The 19,144-nt window shown below is 56.1% G+C and carries 11 protein-coding genes; 10 read left to right on the forward strand and 1 reads right to left on the reverse strand.

Annotated features, from left to right (window positions below):
• Positions 1-12: 12 nt before the first annotated feature.
• The gene (locus BUE18_RS03595) at positions 13-1,446 is read left to right on the forward strand and encodes an RtcB family protein (RefSeq protein ID WP_073472930.1); all 1,434 of its coding nucleotides are present in this window, start codon (positions 13-15) and stop codon (positions 1,444-1,446) included.
• A gap of 141 nt (positions 1,447-1,587) precedes the next feature.
• Entirely contained in the window at positions 1,588-3,636 is a 2,049-nt protein-coding gene (locus BUE18_RS03600) for an ATP-binding protein (protein ID WP_073472932.1), read from the forward strand.
• 4 nt (positions 3,637-3,640) lie between these two features.
• Here the strand turns inward: BUE18_RS03600 and BUE18_RS03605 are convergent, their stop codons facing one another.
• Entirely contained in the window at positions 3,641-4,471 is an 831-nt protein-coding gene (locus BUE18_RS03605; RefSeq protein ID WP_170868254.1) for a GNA1162 family protein, read from the reverse strand.
• Positions 4,472-5,194: 723 nt separating this feature from the next.
• Between BUE18_RS03605 and BUE18_RS03610 the strand changes: the two genes are divergently transcribed.
• The 8 genes from BUE18_RS03610 (at position 5,195) to BUE18_RS03645 (ending at position 19,100) form a co-directional block, all read left to right on the forward strand.
• On the forward strand, positions 5,195-5,671 hold the full coding sequence (locus BUE18_RS03610) for a tRNA (cytidine(34)-2'-O)-methyltransferase (RefSeq protein ID WP_073472936.1): 477 nt from the start codon (positions 5,195-5,197) through the stop codon (positions 5,669-5,671).
• A gap of 25 nt (positions 5,672-5,696) precedes the next feature.
• Positions 5,697-7,271 carry an ASKHA domain-containing protein gene (locus BUE18_RS03615; RefSeq protein WP_073472938.1) on the forward strand — a complete coding sequence of 525 codons (1,575 nt, stop codon included), beginning with the start codon at positions 5,697-5,699 and terminating at the stop codon, positions 7,269-7,271.
• 42 nt (positions 7,272-7,313) lie between these two features.
• Positions 7,314-10,178, forward strand: coding sequence for a M16 family metallopeptidase (locus BUE18_RS03620; RefSeq protein ID WP_170868255.1), 2,865 nt, complete (start codon positions 7,314-7,316; stop codon positions 10,176-10,178).
• Positions 10,179-10,480: 302 nt separating this feature from the next.
• Positions 10,481-12,823, forward strand: a complete 2,343-nt coding sequence (locus BUE18_RS03625; RefSeq protein ID WP_083610743.1) for a chemotaxis protein CheA — start codon at positions 10,481-10,483, stop codon at positions 12,821-12,823.
• A 26-nt stretch (positions 12,824-12,849) separates the two neighbouring features.
• A complete protein-coding gene (locus tag BUE18_RS03630) occupies positions 12,850-13,359 on the forward strand; it encodes a chemotaxis protein CheW (RefSeq protein ID WP_073472944.1) in 510 nt (169 codons plus the stop codon).
• A gap of 80 nt (positions 13,360-13,439) precedes the next feature.
• Positions 13,440-14,378 carry an ABC transporter substrate-binding protein gene (locus BUE18_RS03635; protein ID WP_170868256.1) on the forward strand — a complete coding sequence of 313 codons (939 nt, stop codon included), beginning with the start codon at positions 13,440-13,442 and terminating at the stop codon, positions 14,376-14,378.
• 83 nt (positions 14,379-14,461) lie between these two features.
• Positions 14,462-16,606 carry a methyl-accepting chemotaxis protein gene (locus tag BUE18_RS03640; protein WP_073472948.1) on the forward strand — a complete coding sequence of 715 codons (2,145 nt, stop codon included), beginning with the start codon at positions 14,462-14,464 and terminating at the stop codon, positions 16,604-16,606.
• An 85-nt stretch (positions 16,607-16,691) separates the two neighbouring features.
• Complete coding sequence (locus tag BUE18_RS03645; RefSeq protein WP_073472950.1) at positions 16,692-19,100, forward strand: methyl-accepting chemotaxis protein; 2,409 nt, start codon at positions 16,692-16,694, stop codon at positions 19,098-19,100.
• Positions 19,101-19,144: the final 44 nt, after the last annotated feature.

The raw sequence follows: 19,144 nt of genomic DNA on the forward strand, positions 1-19,144 counted from the left end.
AGGAGTATAGCCATGCGTCTTATTGAAAAAAGCCCCTATTGCTACGAAATAGCCCAGGAAGGGAACATGCGGGTTCCCGGCCGCGTATATACCAGCAAAACCCTCATGCCCGGCATGGAAGCGGATCAAAGCCTCAAGCAGGTGGCCAACGTGGCGACCCTGCCGGGGATCGTCAAAGCCTCCATGGCCATGCCCGACATTCATTGGGGATACGGCTTTTCCATCGGCGGCGTGGCTGCCTTTGACTGGCAGGACGGCGTGATTTCCCCTGGCGGCGTGGGCTACGACATCAACTGCGGGGTCAGGTTGGCGGCCACTTCGTTGGACATGGACAGCCTCCAGCCCTACCTGGATAAAATCGCCGACGCCCTGTACCAGGGCATACCCTGCGGGGTAGGCTCCACGGGATTCGTCAAGCTGAATCAAAAAGAAGCCAAAAAGGTGCTTGAGCAGGGCAGCCGTTGGGCGGCCTCCCAGGGCATGGGCGCGGACTCGGACCTGGAGCATACCGAGGAATATGGGTGCATGGACGCCGCGGATTCGGAATCGGTCAGCGAAAGGGCGTTGCAGCGGGGCCTCAAGCAGTTGGGCACATTGGGCTCGGGCAACCACTTTTTGGAAGTCGGAGTGGTGGACGAAGTCTTTGATCCTGCCATTGCTGACGTCTATGGCCTGTCTGAAGGACAGGTCACCGTTTTTCTTCACTCCGGCTCCCGGGGGCTGGGATACCAGGTTTGCGACGACTATCTGGCGCGCATGACGAAGAAGTCCAAGGATCTGGGCATTGAGCTTCCCGACCGCCAACTGGTGTGTTCGTGGGTCAATTCCAAAATGGGCAAGGAATATTACAGCGCCATGGCCTGCGCCGCCAATTACGCCTGGGCCAACCGCCAAATACTTATGCATCAGGCGGAGGAGGTTCTAATGAAGACCCTGGGCATGGGGCCGCGGGACTTGGGCATGCGTCTGATTTATGACGTGTGCCACAACATCGCCAAAAAGGAAACCCACGTGGTGGACGGCGTATCCCGGGCTTTGTGCGTGCACAGAAAAGGGGCCACCCGGGCTTTTGCGCCGGGACATCCAGACGTTTGCAGCGCATACAGAAAGGTGGGGCAGCCGGTTTTGGTTCCCGGCGACATGGGAACCTGCTCCTATGTGCTGGCCGGCACGGAAAAGGCCATGGAAGAGACCTTCGGTTCCACCTGCCACGGCGCCGGCCGGGTTATGAGCCGCACCCAGGCGAAAAAGGCGGTCAAGGGCCGTTCCATCCACCGGGAGTTGCTGGACAAAGGCATTCGGGTGAAATGGACCGGCCGCACGACCCTGGCGGAAGAGGTTCCCGAGGCCTATAAAAACGTGAGCGAGGTGGTGGAAGTGGTGCACGGCGCCGGGATTTCCCGAAAGGTGGCCAGGCTGCGCCCGGTGGTCGTGGTTAAGGGGTAGATGGGTCTGGCGCGGATTTTGCTAAAATTCAGGGCGGTTATCAAGGCAACAAAGAATGGCGCAAGATTGGGCCGTGTGTTTAGCAGGTGGAAGGCGTTATCCCTGAATTGATTATGTCAACCTCTGGCAAAGCGGGTCCATGTGAAGACGTTCCTTTTATTCGCCATAGCATGCGTGGGCGTGACAGCGCTCTTCTTCATAGACGTGTGGCTGTTGAAGGACGTGGAAAGAAAGCACCAGGAAGACTTTCTTATCATGTCGGAGACCGCCCGCATCCGTCTGGAAAACACCATCCAATCCCGGTTTAACGCCGTAAGCGCTCTGGAAGCGCTTTTTATTATCCATCCCCGGACAAAGCCGGAGGAATTCGCCCGCTTCGCCCAATCCTTGTTGGAGAAAAATCCTCCGGTCCGAGCCCTGCAGTACGCGGACTCCCAAACCCAGGTAACTTACGTTTATCCGCCCAAAGGCAACGAGATCACCATAACCAGGCCAATGGTCCTTATTACGGACCCGAAAAGAGGGCCTTTCACACGGAAAGCCATTGAAACCAGGAAAGCCACGCTGCAAGGCCCCTTTCCTTTGCGTCAGGGCGGCATGGGCGTGGTTGTCCGGGCGCCGATTTTCGGCGGCGGCAGGTTTCTGGGCCTCGCCATAGGGGTGTACGACCTGCCGGCATTGCTGGAGGAAGCCATCGGGGACGAACAATACGCGGGAATCTCCATACAACTGGCCGATCCGAACGACCATGTTTTTTCCGGGCCCGAGCACTTGCCGGGAACGATCCACAGGCAAAACGTCCGGGTGCTTGACCAAACCTGGATCATGACCTCCATGCCTATGGAGGTGAAAAAGCCTCCCCAACTGCCTCGCGCGCTCACCTGGATTTTCGGTCTGGCGGGTCTCACGGCCATTATAATAGCCATCAGGCTTTCGTGGCGACAAACGGCCCGTCTGGAGCAGACGGTCCAAATGAGAACCAAGGAGCTGGAAGAGGCCAACCTGGCTTTGGCCCAGGATATTGAAGACATCCAAAGGATGGAAAAGCAATTGCTCCACGCCCACAGGATGCGCTCCATTGGAACGCTTTCAGGAGGCATCGCCCATGAGTTCAATAATTTATTAAGCATTATACTCGGCAACACGGAGCTTGCTTTGGAAGACGCCCCGGAAAACATGGAAAGCCGGTTGTTTTTGCAGGACGTGATTGCTGCATGCGCCCGGGGCAAAAAAGTGGTGCAGCAAATTATGCGTTTCAGCCGGAAAACCCCATCGGGAAAAACCCGGCTGAACGTAAGCCCTATTACCAAGCAGGCCCTGAAGCTCATCCAAGGGACAATCGGAAAAGGGGTGGAGTTTCGTCCCAATTACTCCCGGAATGAAGGATGGGTTCTTGGGGATCCCCAAGAGATTCAGCAGGTTGTTGTGCAATTAATCACCAATTCAGTCCAGGCGCTGGAGAGCAGCGGAGGACTAATTGAGGTTCGCATATACACCAAAGAACTTTTTACGCCTCTCCGGGTTTTTGGGCAGGACCTTCCTCCCGGAAAATACGTGTGCCTGGAAGTGCAGGATAACGGCCATGGCATTGCACCGCAGGTCATGGAACGGATCTTTGAGCCCTATTTCACCACCAGGGGGTTCGGCCGCAACCTGGGCATGGGGCTTTCCGTGGTGCAGGGAATCCTTTTGGGGCATGGAGGCGGAATCAGGATTGAGAGCGAAGAAGGCCGGGGCGCCCGGGCGTTGTGCTTCTTTCCCGCAGCGGAGGCCGAGGAGCAGCAGGAGGCTGCCAATGGGGATGTCATTGCCGGCGGCACGGAAAGCATTTTGTTTGTGGACGACGAAGAATCCATTGCAAGAACCAATAAAATCCGTCTGGAGCGGTTGGGCTACTCGGTGACGGAGGCTTTGGACCCGGCAAAGGCTCTGGCCATGGTGGAGGAGGATCCCTTGCGGTTTGATCTGGTGATTACCGATCTAACCATGCCCGGAATGAATGGGGATCGGTTCATCCGGCTTATCCGCAAAATCCGGCCGGATCTCAAATGCATTTTGTGCAGCGGGTACAATGACGCAGTCTCCGGCGAGGCGATTGAGGAAACAGGCGCAAGCGCCTGGCTGAGCAAACCGGCCAAAGGGCTGGATTTGGCCCGCATTGTGCGTAAAACCCTGGACGGCGCCGAATGAACTCCTACTCCGGGATGTGAAACCGGCGGATGAAGGCGTCTTGCGTCCCGCTCTCCCTGACCCTGGCCAGGGTGGATTCCGCCTCATTTCTATCACTGAAAGGCCCTACTAAAACCCGGTACCAGACGCTCCCCTGCTCCTCGTCCTTGCGCACGAACGCGGAGAATCCCTTTTTATGCATGGAGGCCGCCGTTTCCACGGCGCCGTCTTCTTCATGAAAAGCCCCCACCTGCAGCTCAAAACTATCCGCCCCCACAGACTCTTTCACATGGAATTCCATCTCCTGGGCGGCGGGAACCCGGGCGACCAAAGTGCGGCAAAGGTCGTCCACCACCCGCACTCGAACCACTTCCCGCATGTTCATGCCTGAGCGCATGGCCGTAAGAGGGATGGACAGAACGTCCAGGGGAACCCCCCCGTCATGAAAGCAGGCCTCCTCAAAGTCCGTCCAGACCTTTTCTCCCGTGCGGGTGTCATATACTTCCAGCGAGGTCGCTACGCAGACCGAAGAGAACACGCCGATATACACCCTGCTGCATTTGGTGACGGACCCGTAAACCACGGCGTCGGCGTGCAAAAGTTCGCCCAACTCGCGAACCTCCACGTTCCGCACGTCCTCAAAGCTGGAAAGGCCTGCTGATTCCAGCCTGGCGTCCACCTCCCCAAGTTCGACGTCCTCATAATGCTTGGGCGACAGATGGCTGTACAAACTCTCGCGCACCAGTTGGGCGATTTCAGGGCATTCGGTCAGGTTTTCAAATGGAAGCAGGGCTACGGAATGGGGAGGACAGGTCCGGGAGGCGCGGGTCTGGAAATTTCCCGGAGACTCATCCAAATGTGACGAACACCCCTGGAAAGCAAACATAATAGCTAAAAGCGCCGAAACCAATCCGAATAAAAGCGTTTTGCTGCTGCGGCGCGCGCGGATATATTGCGGAGCTTTGCCGTCTCCTGAAAAAAATAATTCCAATTGTCTAACTCACTTGGACAGGCTGTGAATCCCCCTCATAATTTTTTATGAAACCAGAACCGGAAAGGTCCGTCAAGAGCCAAGGGGCGATATGAGGTTATTATGTGATAATCCGTCGTTTGGCAATGGTTGGGCCAAGGAAGGGCGAAAAAAAATCCCCTGGCTGGAGCAGGGCGCTCCGCCAGGGGCTCCTTTAAGAAAAGGGGGGGTCTTTTCCCTAAGGTGAGAAAATAATAAGAACCTCGCAGTCCCTTGTCAAGAGAAAGTAATGCAGCTAGTCAAAAAATAATGATAAAACCAAATATAAAGCATTGTAATTAATAGTTAATTTGGGTTAAAAAATTGTACGAAGATGCAAATTTACTAACTATAATAACTGTCAAGCGTCTTTTGCCTCGCCCCATCCGAACAGCTTTTCCCCTCCCTGTCCAGGCCCCTGGAATCACCGGAAATCTTTATGCCTTTTTCCGAGAAGGCCGCCCTGTCTTGAATCCTAGGGAAAAAAAGGCTATCCCAATACGGGACAAAGGCCTGGGCAATGATTATACTATTCTAACTTGGGGTCGAAGGCCCCTTTGGGTATGGGTTATGGAAAGACACATAGTACTGGTTGAACCGGAAATTCATTGGAATACGGGCAATATTGGCCGCACATGCCTGGGCGCGGGCGCTGATCTGCATTTGATCAAGCCCTTGGGCTTTTCTTTAGACAGCAGCCATGTAAAAAGGGCCGGCCTGGATTATTGGGAAAGGGTTCGGCTGCACACCTGGGAGTCGTTTGACGAGTTCTCCGCCAAGATGCGGAATGGTCCTGATGAGACCCTTTTGTTCTCCAAATTTGGCGCCCGTCCGTTTTGGGACATGCCCTCTCACATGAACCGTTTATTTTTGGTTTTGGGCGCGGAAACCCGGGGGCTGCCCCAGGGCGTTCTGGACCAATACCCGGGGAATGTGTATCATGTGCCCATAACCAATGAGATTCGTAGTCTGAACCTGTCGACCACGGCCGGCATAGTCCTTTATGAAAGCATGCGGGGGCTTCCGCCGGGGCATGCTTGGAAATAAGAAGACGAACAGGAGCCAATGCGTTTTGAGTACAGCAAATTCCAACACGGAGCCGGGCGCACACACGAAAAGCGCCTGGGTGCAGACAGTTGAAATACCGGCGCCAAGCCTGGAGAATAATACCGCTTTTGTAGAACGTGTATGCAGCCAGCTGGAAAAAACCATGGACGGCATGAAAATATCGGTGGACCTGGAGGTTTTGAAGGCTCTCCCGAAAATTCTCCGCACCGGAGAAGGCGCCATGGATTGCATGCTCTTCGGCCAGGGCGGGGAAGCGGCGCTTGTGGGGGTTGCGCCCAAAAAGGCCGGCCCGTTGCCGGGGCTCGCCGTGGACCTGGGAACCACCCGCGTGGTTTTGCGCCTGGTGGACATGCGGACCGGACAGATTCTGAAGGAGTCCTCTTTTGACAATCCCCAGGGGCGGATAGGGCCGGACGTGCTGGCCAGAATTCATTACGCCGAGCAGGAAGGCGGGTTGGAGGAGCTTCAAAGCCTTATAGCCCAAGGCATCAGCCAGGAGGGCGCCCGTCTGGCCGCCGCTTGCGGCCTTTCCCCCAAGGACGTTTATTGCGTCGCCGCCGCCGGCAACACGGCCATGACCCATTTGCTGCTGGGCGCGGATCCCTATTGGATCATTAGGGAGCCTTACACTCCCATGGTCAACAGCCCCGGTTTTCTCAAGTGCCGGGATATTGGCCTGGACTTCGCCAAATCGGCGCGAGTCTATGTGTTTCCCAACGTAGGCAGTTATTTCGGCGGAGACCTTTTGGCGGGAATTCTATCTTCGGACATGGTTTGCAAGGAAGACGTCTCCATGTTGGTGGACGTGGGCACCAACGCCGAAGTGGTGGTGGGCAACAAGGACTGGCTTATGGCTTGCGCAGGCGCGGCCGGCCCCGCCCTGGAAGGCGGGGTGACCGCCATGGGCATGCTGGCAGGCCCCGGCGCCATTGAAAAGGTCCGCATAGACCCCCAAACCCGCGAGTTCGCTTTTCAAACCATTGGAGGCATCAAGCCCGTGGGCATTTGCGGCTCCGGCGTCATCGACCTGGCCGCCCAGCTTTTTCTGGCCGGCATGATCGACCTGCGGGGCAAACTGGTTCCCACAGCCTGCGAAGGCCGCCTGATAGAACTGGATGAAATTCCGGCGTTGATTATTGTCAGCGAAGAAGACTCCGCCAACGGCCGGGCCTTATTGTTCTCCCAGGCCGACCTGGACAGCCTGGTGCGCTCCAAGGCCGCCATGTACACCATTCTGCGCACCATCACCAACACGGTGGGGCTGGCGTTCACCGACCTGGCCGAATTCAACATTGCAGGAACCTTCGGCTCCTATATCGACCCTGTGTCGGCCATTACAATAGGCATGATCCCCGATCTGCCCCTTTCCACATACAAGGCCTTGGGCAATACGTCCCTGGAAGGCGCCACCCAGGTTTTGCTGCAACGGGAAGCCGTGGGCTTTGTCAGGGAGATTCGCGAAAAAATCACCTATATGGAGCTCAATGTAAATCAGGAGTTCATGAACCGCTTTTCAGCGGCCAAGTTCATCCCCCATACCAATCCGGCTTTATTTCCCTCGGTGAAGATACCGCAATAAAGCCATGGAAATCCGCAACGATCCGGAGCCATGAAAGGATGCATGATGGCATTGCTTAGGAAAAACTCTCGTTATTATCTGGCGGCGGCCGCTGTATTGATTTTCGCCCTGCTGCTTCCCTCCGCCCTCTGGGCCGCCAAAGCCCCCCAACCGGTCTGGCCCCATGAGAAAAGCGATCTGAACCCTGACCCGTCCCTGGCCTTCGGCCGCCTGTCCAACGGCTTTGGGTACGTCCTCATGCATAATGAAGAGCCCAAAAACAGGGTTTCCATCAAGCTGGGCGTCAAAGCCGGGTCTTTGAACGAAGAGGAAAACCAGCGCGGCTTGGCCCATTATCTGGAGCACATGGCCTTTAACGGCTCGGAGCATTTTCCCCCTGGCGAGTTGGTCCAGTATTTTCAAACCATTGGTATGCGCTTTGGCAACGACGTAAACGCCCACACCGGCTTCAACGAAACCGTGTACCAGCTTCTTCTGCCCGACGGAACCAAGGAAAGCCTGGAAAAGGGGCTCACCGTCATGGCGGATTACTCCTACGGCCTGTTTTTATTGCCTGAGGAAATCGAACGGGAGCGGGGCGTCATCCTGGCGGAGAAGCAAACCCGCGATTCCGTCGGGAGCCGGACCTTTGAGGAATCCCTCAAGTTTTTCATGGACCACGCCAAGATATCCTATCGCATGCCCATTGGAACCGAAGAGGTGATTAAAGCTGCGGACCAAACTCTTCTCAAGGAATTCTACGACGCCTGGTACAGGCCGGATAACATGTTCTTGGTCATGGTGGGGGACTTCGACCCCCAGACGGCCGTTCCCTTGATTGAAAAAGCCTTTGGGCCTTTCAAGGCCAGGAGCGAAGCGCCCCGGGAGGAGGAACTGGAAAAGGTGGTCCACAAAGGGACGAAAACCTTTTACCATCATGAGTCTGAGGCCGGAAACACCTCCGTAAGCATAGAAACCATTTCAACCGTGAAGCCCAAACCCGATTCCTTCGCCGTGCAAAAGAAACGGGTTTTGGAGGCCATGGCCAACAGGATCGTCAAGTACCGGCTGGATTATCTCAAAGAGCAGCCTGACGCGCCCTTCACCGATGCGTCCATCGGCTCCGGCCTGTTTTTGAATCGCTATAATTACTCCAGCATTTCCGCTGACTGCGCTCCCGAAAACTGGGAGGGCTCCCTGGCTGCCATGGAGCAGGCGCTTCGTCAGGCCCTGCGCTACGGTTTTACCCAGGAGGAAGTGGATCGGGTGCAAAAGGAATTCCTGGCCAATCTGGATACGGCAGTCGCCAAGGCAGGGACCAGAAACAGCGATTCCCTGGCCAGGCTTGTGGTCAGGAACGTCATGAGCGACGAAGTGATGATGAGCCCCGCCCAGGAAAAGGAGCTGTTTGGGCCTGTTGTAAGCGAGGCCTCCCGCCGGGCGTTGCACAAAGCGCTCAGGAAGGCGTGGCCTTCCAGCCATCGGCTTGTTCTGGTGACTGGAAACGCGGCCATCGGCCCAAAAGGGGAGACGCCGGAAGAATACATTGAAACCGTTTTTGAAGCCAGCGCCAGGACCCCGGTCCACAAGCCCGAAAAACGGGAGGCCAAGGCCTTTCCCTATTTGCCGGAGCCGCAGGAGCCCGGCAAAGTGGCTGAGGAGGAGACGATCGACGACTTGGGCGTGGTCCGTCTGGTTTTTGAAAACGGAGTCTCGGTCAACATCAAGAAAACCGACTTCAAGGACAGCCAGATTCTGGCTTCCATGCGCCTTGGCTCGGGACGCTCCCAGGAGCCCGCCGGCAAGCCCGGTTTGGCGTACCTGGCGCCTTCCGTTTTTAATAAAAGCGGCCTGGGCGGCATGACCCACGATGAATTGAAACGGGCCCTGGCCGGCGCCAGCACTTCCGTCGGCCTCAAAGCCAAGGAAGAGGCCTTTTTAATTGACGGAGCGACCATTCCCAAGGAACTGCCCCTGCTTTTCCAGTTATACAGCCATTATCTTCGGGATCCCGTGTTCCGGCAGGACGCTTATGACCGTTCCATGAAGCAGTTTGAGCAGATGTACGATGACCTGTCCCACACTGTGGAAGGGGCCATGCAGCTTCATGTCATGCCGTTTTTCGCCGGCACGGACTCCAGGTTTGGAATGCCTCCCCGCGATCAATTCATGGCATTGACTCTGGAGGACGCAGAAAACTGGACGGCCCCGGCGTTAAGGTCCGCCCCCATAGAGCTTTCCATCGTGGGAGACCTGGATGTGGATGAAGTGAAAAGCCTGGCCGCCCTCTATTTGGGCTCGTTGCCTGAAAGAACGCCTTTAAAGGAAGCCAGGGGGGTTAACATTGAGTTCCCGTCCGGGGAGTCCCGGTTGTTCAAGGTGGATACAAAAATCATCAAAGGCATGGTGCTTGTGGCCTTTCCCACGGAGGACGTCTGGGATATCTCCCGCACCCGCCGTTTGAGCATCATGGCGGAAGTGTTCTCCGACCGCTTAAGAAAGGACGTCCGCGAAAAACTGGGCCTTACCTACTCCCCCCAGGCATGGAACCATCCCAGGAGAGCCTATCCGGGATACGGATACCTGGCCGCCTCCATTACCATTGACCCTTCAAAGGCGGACGAAGTGGTGGATGTGGTGAAGAAAATCGCAGAGGAATTGGCTGCAAACGGCCCGGACAAGGACGAAGTGGAGCGGGCCCTGGCGCCGTCGGTCACAAGCATTAAGGACATGCTGCGGACAAATCCGTATTGGTTGAACACGGTCCTCTCGGGTTCTTCCATTCACCCTCAGCAGTTGGAGTGGTGCAGATCCATCCTGCAGGACTACTCCTCGATCACTGCGCAGGACGTTGCAGGATACGCCAAAAAGTATCTGCTCAATGAAAAAGCGGCTGTTGCAGTGATTGTTCCTCAGCAGACCAATTAAATTGGGAGACGCGGCCCGCCTTTATTCGGGCCGCGTCTTCATGCATATCATTTTGTCCGTCAATAATTCCCTTGCAACGCTCGCCATTATTTTGACTCTCCTTGTTTTCGTTCAACGAAAAAATACCTAAAACCGCCTTTCTGGTTTATATAAGATCTTTGAATCCAAAGGTTTTTTTGCTTTCATCAGTGGTGGCGCCATTATTGCAATTTTCCTCCTCCGTATAGCGCGGACAGGCCGTATTAAGCATTTAAGGCCGCTTTTTCGGTTTTCTGAATATGGGCATTGAAGGAGTTGACGAAATGGCAGACGCTACATTGCTTGGGGAATTTGTTTTAGACAGCCTGGAGCTGTTGGACGATGCGGAACCCAAGCTCATAGAGCTTCAGGCTTCCTCACAGGTTCCTGACCAAGTAAACACCGAATCCATAAATTCCATCTTCCGTCTTTTTCATTCCATGAAGGGCAGCGCGGGCATGTTGGAGTTGCACAACATCACTTCGCTGACCCATGAGGCGGAAACCTTGCTGGATATGTTTCGTTCCGGCAAGACCCAAATGACCCGGGCCCACATGGATACTCTATTCAAGGCCATGGATCTTATCCGGGAGATTTTGGCGAGCGTGGATGCGAATTTGACGGATAAAGGGTTTGAAGATTCCGTGAGCGGTTTGGTGGAGGAGTTGGGCATTGCCATCAGCCAGGGCGGCGGCGACGCCTCTCCTGCTCCGAAAGCGAAAAAGCCCGAGCCTGTCAAGCCCCCCGAGCCGCCTCCTCCGCCTCCTGAGCCTGTGGCGAAACCGGAGCCCGAGCCGGCCGCCGCTGCTGATTTTTCCTTTGACGAATTTGAAATCCCCATAACCCAGGAAATGCTGGACCGGTTTGTCACCGAGGCGGACGAGTTGCTGGAGCAATGCGAGGCGATGCTCCTGACCATGGAGGACGACACCACGGGCGAACCCGTCCATGAAGCCTTTCGCGCCATGCACAGTTTTAAGGGCAATTGCGGATTCATGGGGCTTTCCGATCCCGAACGCATGAGCCATAGGATGGAAAACGTCCTCAGCGGCGTCAAGGAAGGCATTATCGCCCCCACCTCGGACAACACCGGAATCTTGTTAAAATTAGTGGATATTTTGCGGGACGCCGTGGCCGACGTTTCAAGCGGCGGCAAGGGCCATATCGATAACCTGGAGTTGTATGTGCAACTCCTGGATGAAATTCTGCCCGAAGCCTCTGAACCGGACGCCGAGCCGGAGCCCGCTGCTGAGCCCCAGGCTATGGCTGCAGGGCCGGCTGAGCCGGCCTCCGCCCCTGGTCCGGAGGAGGAATCTCCCCTGCCCAGTATGGAAATCAAGCTGGAGGAGGAAAAGGCGCCCGAGGCTCCCCAGGACGCAGCAGGTCCCAAGGCCGTTCCGGCCAAGCCCAAGGAAATTCCCGCAACCAAGGCCGCCCCAAGAACCATTGTTCGTCAGGACATCCGCGTGGATTTGGCGAAGCTGGACCATTTGATCAATCTTGTGGGCGAACTGGTGATTGCAGAAACCATGGTCACTCGCAACCCGGATCTGGTGGGCCACGATTTTGAGAATTTTGAAAAGTCCGCCATGCACCTGAGCAAGATAGTTCGCGACCTTCAGGATATTTCCCTGTCCGTGCGCATGATTCCCATCGCGGGTGTGTTTCGAAAGATGATCCGCCTGGTCCACGACCTTTCAGCCAAGGCCGGCAAGAAGATCAATCTCACCCTGGTCGGCGAAGATACGGAAATTGACAAGACCGTCGCGGAAATCATAGCCGACCCCCTGGTGCACCTGGTTCGCAATTCCATCGATCACGGCCTGGAGCCGCCGGACGAAAGAAAGACCGCCGGCAAGGAAGAAACCGGGGAAATTCTGCTTCAGGCCGGCCATGAGGGCGGCGAAGTCTGGATACTCATCCGGGACGACGGCCGGGGTCTGAGTCGCGAAAACATCCTGGCCAAGGCCATAGAACGCGGGCTTGTAAACGGCGACGGCTCCGATCTGAGCGATTCGGACGTTTATAACATGATTTTTCATCCCGGCTTCTCCACGGCCAAGCAAGTGACCGACATCTCCGGCCGCGGAGTGGGCATGGACGTGGTCAAAAAGAACATCGAACGCATCAAGGGGCACATCGATGTACGCAATAACCCGGGCCACGGATGCACCATAGTGCTGCGCCTGCCTTTGACCATGGCCATTATTGAGGGGCTGCTGGTGCGCGTGGGCAAAGCAAAATACACCATTCCCCTTTTGGCGGTCCGTGAAAACATCCAGGTGACAAAAGAGATGATCACTAAAACCATGGACGGTCAGGAACTGGTCATGGTGCGCGGCCAACTGCTTCCCATATACCGGGTTCACGAACTCCATAACACCCGGCCCGATAACTATAAGCTGGAAGAAGGCCTTTTGGTGATTGTGGAAAACAGGGGCGAGATGGCTTGTTTGTTCGTGGATGAAATCCTGGGAGATCAACAGGCGGTTATCAAGGGCCTGTCAAACTATATCGGCAGTGTGAGGGGCGTTTCCGGCTGCACCATCCTGGGCGACGGCGAAGTCAGCCTGATTCTGGACGTGGCGGGACTGATCAGAAAAGCCCAGGGACTGGAAGCCGCTTAATCAAAATTTTTTAGGGAGAAGCAATCATGAGCAAAGAAAACCAAATGGTGGATGAGGACCTGTACGACGAAGACGGGGAAGACACTCAAAAAGACCGTTATTTCACCTTTCGCGTAGGTGAAGAGGAGTACGGCATAGAAATCATGCATGTCCTTGAGGTGGTCGGCCTCCAGAAAATCACCGAAGTGCCGGACATGCCGGACTTTGTCAAGGGGGTGATCAATCTGAGGGGGCAGGTTATCCCCATTATGGATGTAAGAACCCGTTTTGGCATGGAAACCGTGGAGTACGACGACCGCACCTGCGTGCTGGTGGTGAATATGATGGATCAGCAGATCGGCCTGATTGTGGATAAGGTCAGCGATGTGCTGGATATCCCCGAATCCCAGGTTCAGCCTCCGCCCAAAGTCAGCAACAGGCCGGGCAGCCGTTACATCTCGGGGCTAGGCAAGGTCGACGAGGAGGTCAAAATTTTGCTGGACGTGCAAAAGCTGCTCTACGAGGAGGAAATGGCCCAGGTGGCCTCCGCGGTTTAGCAAGGCGGCAATCCCGATAAATGCATTTTCAATGGAATTCTTTGGTCGCAATTTTCATGCACGCAATGAAGGAGGAAGCAATGAATGGAGCAAAAAGGCTGTTGATCGCTGTTTTATGCATCGTGTTGGTTTCTATGCTCGCCGGTCTGGGAATTGCCGCCGAACTGGGGCTGGCCTGGGTGGGAAAGTCCGGCATGGCGAACAGGGTGGCCTCTGGCTTCGAGGCGGGCTCTGAAGGCAAAGGCTTCAACGTGGAGTACAGAAAGGAGCTCGCCTCCCTGGACGATTTGGCGGAAGTGGTCAAACAATGGCAGACGGAAAAGCAGGGCATGATCATCCTGCGCTCCAACGGAGCAAAGTGGCTCGGGGCGAACCCCCCTTCGATTCCCACATTCATCGGCGGCTGCAACAATCCGGAAACATTGGGAACCATGAAGGACATGAACGCTCCGGAAGGCAACATCACCGGAGTCACCTATTACCTTCCCACCAAAACCCAGTTTGAAGTGTTTAAGGCCATACTTCCGAATATGGAATCCGTGTTGCTGCTTTTGGCGCAAGGGAATCCCTCCTCGGCCGTGGATCGCAAGGGAACCCAGGAGGCTTGTTCGCTTTTCGGCGTCGCCTACAACGAAAAAGTGTGCGCAACCACGGACGACGCCATGGCGGCCATCAAGGAATATGAAGGAAAGGTGTCAGCCATAATCATTGGAAGTCAGGCCCTGCACATTGACAATGCGGCAAACATTGTGGCTGCGGCGGGATCCACCCCGGTTCTGTCTTATAGCGACAAGCCCGTAAAAGCCGGCGCCCTGGGAGGCTTTGTGGCCGATGACAACAAGCTGGGCATGATCCTGGCCGAAGTGGTGAATCAGGTTATAGTTCAGGGAAAAGCCATCAAGGATGTGCCTGTGCAGGTCGATCCTGACCCGAGGTTTTACGTGAATGCCAAAACAGCGGAAAAGCTGGGCGTGGAAATTCCGTTTAACATTCTGGAAATGGCAACCGTGGTGGAATAAGCGATTTGGACGACAGGGTCGCCAGAGCACAAAGCCCGCTGAGGAAAAAGGGGGCGCAGGATTTTGGACAGAGGAGAAAGAGCATGAAATTCAAAATCAGGTGGAATTTACGCAACAAAATCATTTTGCCCATAGCGGCGCTGATCATATTGGGAATGGTGCTATCCACTCTGGTGACCAACTCGTATGTGTCCGAGGCCCTCATTGCTGTTTCGGAAAACCGTTTTGCAATCCAGATCAACTCCAATGCGGACAGGATTTCAGACTGGCTGGACGCCAGAGCCGTGGAAATTGGAAGCTGGAGCGGCAACAAGACCCTCATCACCTCCACCCAGGATTCCTTCATGGGCAAGGCGGCGAGAAAAACCGCGAGCGAACTGCTGGCTGCATTGCTGGATGGTTACAAGGATTACGAGGCCATCATCCTGTTGGACAAAACGGGGACGATGATCGCGTCCGGAGCGGCCGCCGGTGAAAAGACCGAGTCTTTCGGCGGCAGTGCGGACTTTAAAAAGGCCCTGAACGGCGAACAGGGCGTTTCCCGCGTGTACCGCAGCGGGAAAAGCGGCAAGACCGTCTTTAATGTGTTTTCTCCCGTGTATCCGGAAAACGCGGCCCATGAAGTGAAGAACGTTCAGGGCGTGTTGCTGTGCACGCTGACGCTGGATACCATCGCCCAAAAATTCGTAAATACCATCAAGTACGGAAAAACCGGCTACGGATTCCTGGTCGGCTCCGATGGCGCCACGCTGGTCCACCCGGACCCAAACCTTATTCTTTCGCTTAATGTGCATGATCTTCCTTTCGGCGAAGATTTGATGGCTTCGCAATCAAAAAGTTTTTACTACAACTTCAAAGGGGTGGATAAGTTTGCGGCCATGAGCATCATTCCCCGCTCCGGCTGGCGCCTGGCCCTCACTTCCAATGTGGAGGAATTCATGGCCTCTGCATACAAGATCCGCAATCTGCTGGGCATCATCGGTTTTTTTGTGGTGGCTTTTGTCAGCGTCGGGGCTTGGTTCCTGATAGGCGGAATGGTTATCAAGCCTGTCCATCAGGTGGTGGGGCTGGCCAAAAAACTGCAAATGGGCGATCTCTCCGCGCAACTGGAAACCGGAAACGATGAACTGGGACAGATGGGCGAGGCGTTGAACGCCGTGGTCCTGGGAATGCGGGAGCGCGCCCAGGCCGCCAAGGGCATTGCGGCCGGAGACCTGTGCCAGGATATTGTGGTGGCCTCCGAAAAAGACGTCCTGGGCAAGGCTTTGTTCGACATGGTGGAAAGCCTTAACAGCGTGGTGGGAGAACTTACAATCTCAGGCCAGCAGGTGGATGAGGGCGCCCGCCAGATATCCGACAGCAGCCAGTCCCTGGCCCAGGGGGCGACGGAGCAGGCGTCCTCCCTGGAGGAGATTTCCGCTTCCATGTCCGAGATCAGCACCCAGACCAAGACCAACGCCGACAACGCGGTCCAGGCCAATCAACTGGCGGAGGAGGCCCGCAAGGCCGGAGATAAAGGCGCTTCCCGCATGGGCGAAATGATGGACGCCATGAGCGCCATCAACGAGTCCTCCCAGCAGATCGCCAAAATTATTAAAACCATCGATGACATAGCTTTTCAGACCAACCTGTTGGCCCTGAACGCCGCCGTGGAAGCAGCCAGAGCCGGCGTGCACGGCAAAGGCTTCGCCGTCGTGGCCCAGGAAGTGCGTTCTCTGGCCGCCCGGAGCGCCAAGGCGGCTCAGGAAACCGCCGACCTCATCGAAGGCTCCTCCCACAAGGTGTCCGACGGAAATGATATCGCCGAAAAAACGGCGGAAGCATTGACGGGCATCAATGACACCATCACCAAGGTGGCGGATCTGGTGGGCGAAATCGCCGCCGCGTCCAATGAGCAGGCCCAGGGGATTTCGCAGATTAACATCGGCCTCTCCCAAATCGACGACGCCACCCAGCAAAACACCGCCAACGCGGAGGAAACCTCCGCGGCGGCCCAGGCCCTGTCAGCGCAGTCCACGCAGGTCCAGGCGCAGCTCGCCCGTTTTAAAATCAAGGGCGACGGAGCCTGCAAGGCCGCATATTCAGGCGAAAGAGCGAAGACGGTCAGGCCGGCGGCCGGGAACAGGCCCCGGATTCAGGATGGTTGGGGGCAGGATGACTCCGGAAGCCGGACCGTTGAGCCTAACCAGTTAATAGCCTTGGATGACGGAGAATTCGGCAAATACTAACCGGCAAATACTTGGTTATATGGGCGGCGCCTTCAGTATGCAGCCCCAGTGCAATTGGAATGTTGCTGAGCAGAGGAGAGATGCCATGGTAAAAAAAATGGGTATTAGGTCTAAAATATTGCTGATGTTCACTTTGGTGATGCTTGCCACCGGCGTCGTGCTGTGCTCGGTCATCATTTACGAGCTGAAGTCCACCGCCAAAGCAGCCGCCCAAACAACCCGCATGGAAGAGATGACCAAGGCGGAAAACCGCTTAAAGGACTATGTGGACATCGCCTATGCCAGCGTGGAATCCAGCTACAAAAACGCTCAGGACCCGGCCCACTTGGAAAAAATCTACGGCCATCGCCTGCGAAACATCATCGAAATGGTCCAGAGCATTGTGGACGAGCACCTGGCCCTTATCGCGGCCGGCGAAATGAGCGAGATGGAGGCCAAGTCCCGTGTGGAAGCCCTGGTAAGAGCCTATCGGTACGATGATGGCACGGGCTATATCTGGATCAATGACACCACTTTGCCTATTCCAAAAATGATCATGCATCCCACGTCCCCCCAGTTGAACGGGACGATTCTGGACAATCCGCAATACAACTGCGCCATGGGGGTGGGAAAAAACCTGTTCGCCGCCGCCGTGGAAGTCGCCAAGAAGAGCGGCGAGGGTTTTGTGGATTACAAATGGCCCAAACCCCTTAAAACAGGCCTCACCGAGGAGCGCCCCAAGCTGTCGTACGTCAAGCTGATTCCCCAGTGGAACTGGGTCTTGGGCACGGGCATTTACGTGGATGACGCCTTGGAAGAGGCGAAGGATTCAATCATTGAGGAGGTCAGGAAACTTCGTTATGAAAACGGCGCCGGCTACTTCTGGATCAACGATACCACCCGCCCCTTGCCCCGCATGATCATGCATCCCTTGTCTCCCCAACTGGAAGGCAAGATCATGGACGATCCGGCGTACAACTGCACCAAGGGGACAAACCAGAACTTCATGCAAGCCGGCGTGGACGTCTGTTTGAAAGACGGCGAGGGCTTTGTGGAATACATTTGGCCCAAAACCTTGGAGGACGGAACCACCAAAAAAGAGCCTAAGCTCTCCTTTGTCAAACTGCATCCGGAGACGGGCTGGATCGTGGGCACGGGCTTTTTCATCGACTCCATCGAAGCCGCGGTTGCGGCGAAAATCGAAGAAACCAACAAGGACATATCCACCCTCATTTGGTTCCTGGTTGTGGTAATCGCCGTCAGCTTGGCAATTTCCATGCTGCTCATCGGCTTTTTCATGACCAAGTCCATCATCAATCCGATTATCGCGGCGAAAGAGCTGGCCATACATGTATCCAACGGCAGGCTTGACAAGCAGAAGGAGGTTACCCGGGGGGACGAGATCGGAGCCCTGGAAAGCGCCATGGTGACCATGGTTCGCAGGCTGAAAAAGAAGGAGGGGCTTGCCCAGTCCATCGCCGCCGGCGATTTGAGGGCGGAATTGAAGCTGGAGTCCCAGGAGGACGCTTTGGGCCTTGCCCTGGTAGCCATGACGGAAAACCTGAACGATGTCATCGGCGACTTGTTTGGATCCGCCAACCAGGTGGACGAAAGCGCCACCCAGGTTTCGGGCGCCAGCCAGTCCCTGGCCCAGGGCGCCACGGAGCAGGCTTCCTCCATCGAGGAAATCAGCGCCTCTTTAACTGAAATCGCTGCTCAGACCAAAACCAACGCCGACAATGCAGCCCAGGCCAATCAACTGGCCGAAGCCGCCAGGCAGGCCGGTACGCAGGGCGGGCAGCAGATGGACGAAATGGTTGACGCCATGAGCGCCATTACCGCGTCCTCGGATCAGATCGCCAAGATCATCAAAACCATTGATGATATCGCATTCCAGACCAACCTCCTGGCTTTGAACGCAGCCGTGGAAGCGGCCCGGGCGGGCAAGCACGGCAAAGGCTTCGCCGTGGTGGCTCAGGAAGTGCGCTCCCTGGCGGCCAGAAGCGCCAAAGCCGCCCAGGAGACTGCGGAGCTGATTGAAGGCTCGGGCCAAAGGGTGGCTGCGGGCAGCGATATTGCGCAAAAAACGGCCGAAGCCCTTTCCGGCATCAACGAAACCGTAACCAAGGTGGCGGACCTTGTGGGCGAGATCGCCGCCGCCTCCAACGAGCAGGCCCAGGGGATTTCCCAGATCAATGTGGGCCTCTCCCAGATAGACGACGCCACCCAGCAGAATACGGCCAACGCCGAAGAGACTTCGGCGGCCTCCGAAGCGCTTTCCGCTCAGGCGACTGAAATGCGGTCGCTGCTTGCGCGGTTTAAGCTCAAGGGCGTGCAAAGCTCCTCCAGCCGCCAGTCCTTCCGGCAGGCGCTCCCCGAGGCTCATGAGGCGCCCAAGCCGAACAAGGCGTCTGCGCCGGCCGGCGGAGGCTGGGGCGGCGGAGGCTCTAAAGGCGCGGTGGTCAGGCCTGAAGAAGTCATCGCCCTGGATGACAGCGACTTTGGCAAGTATTAAGCCCTTGCTGCTGTTGAAAATGTAAAACACACGTGCAGTCTGAA

Origin of the sequence: Desulfatibacillum alkenivorans DSM 16219 (assembly GCF_900142135.1) — a bacterium.
Classification (GTDB): domain Bacteria; phylum Desulfobacterota; class Desulfobacteria; order Desulfobacterales; family Desulfatibacillaceae; genus Desulfatibacillum; species Desulfatibacillum alkenivorans.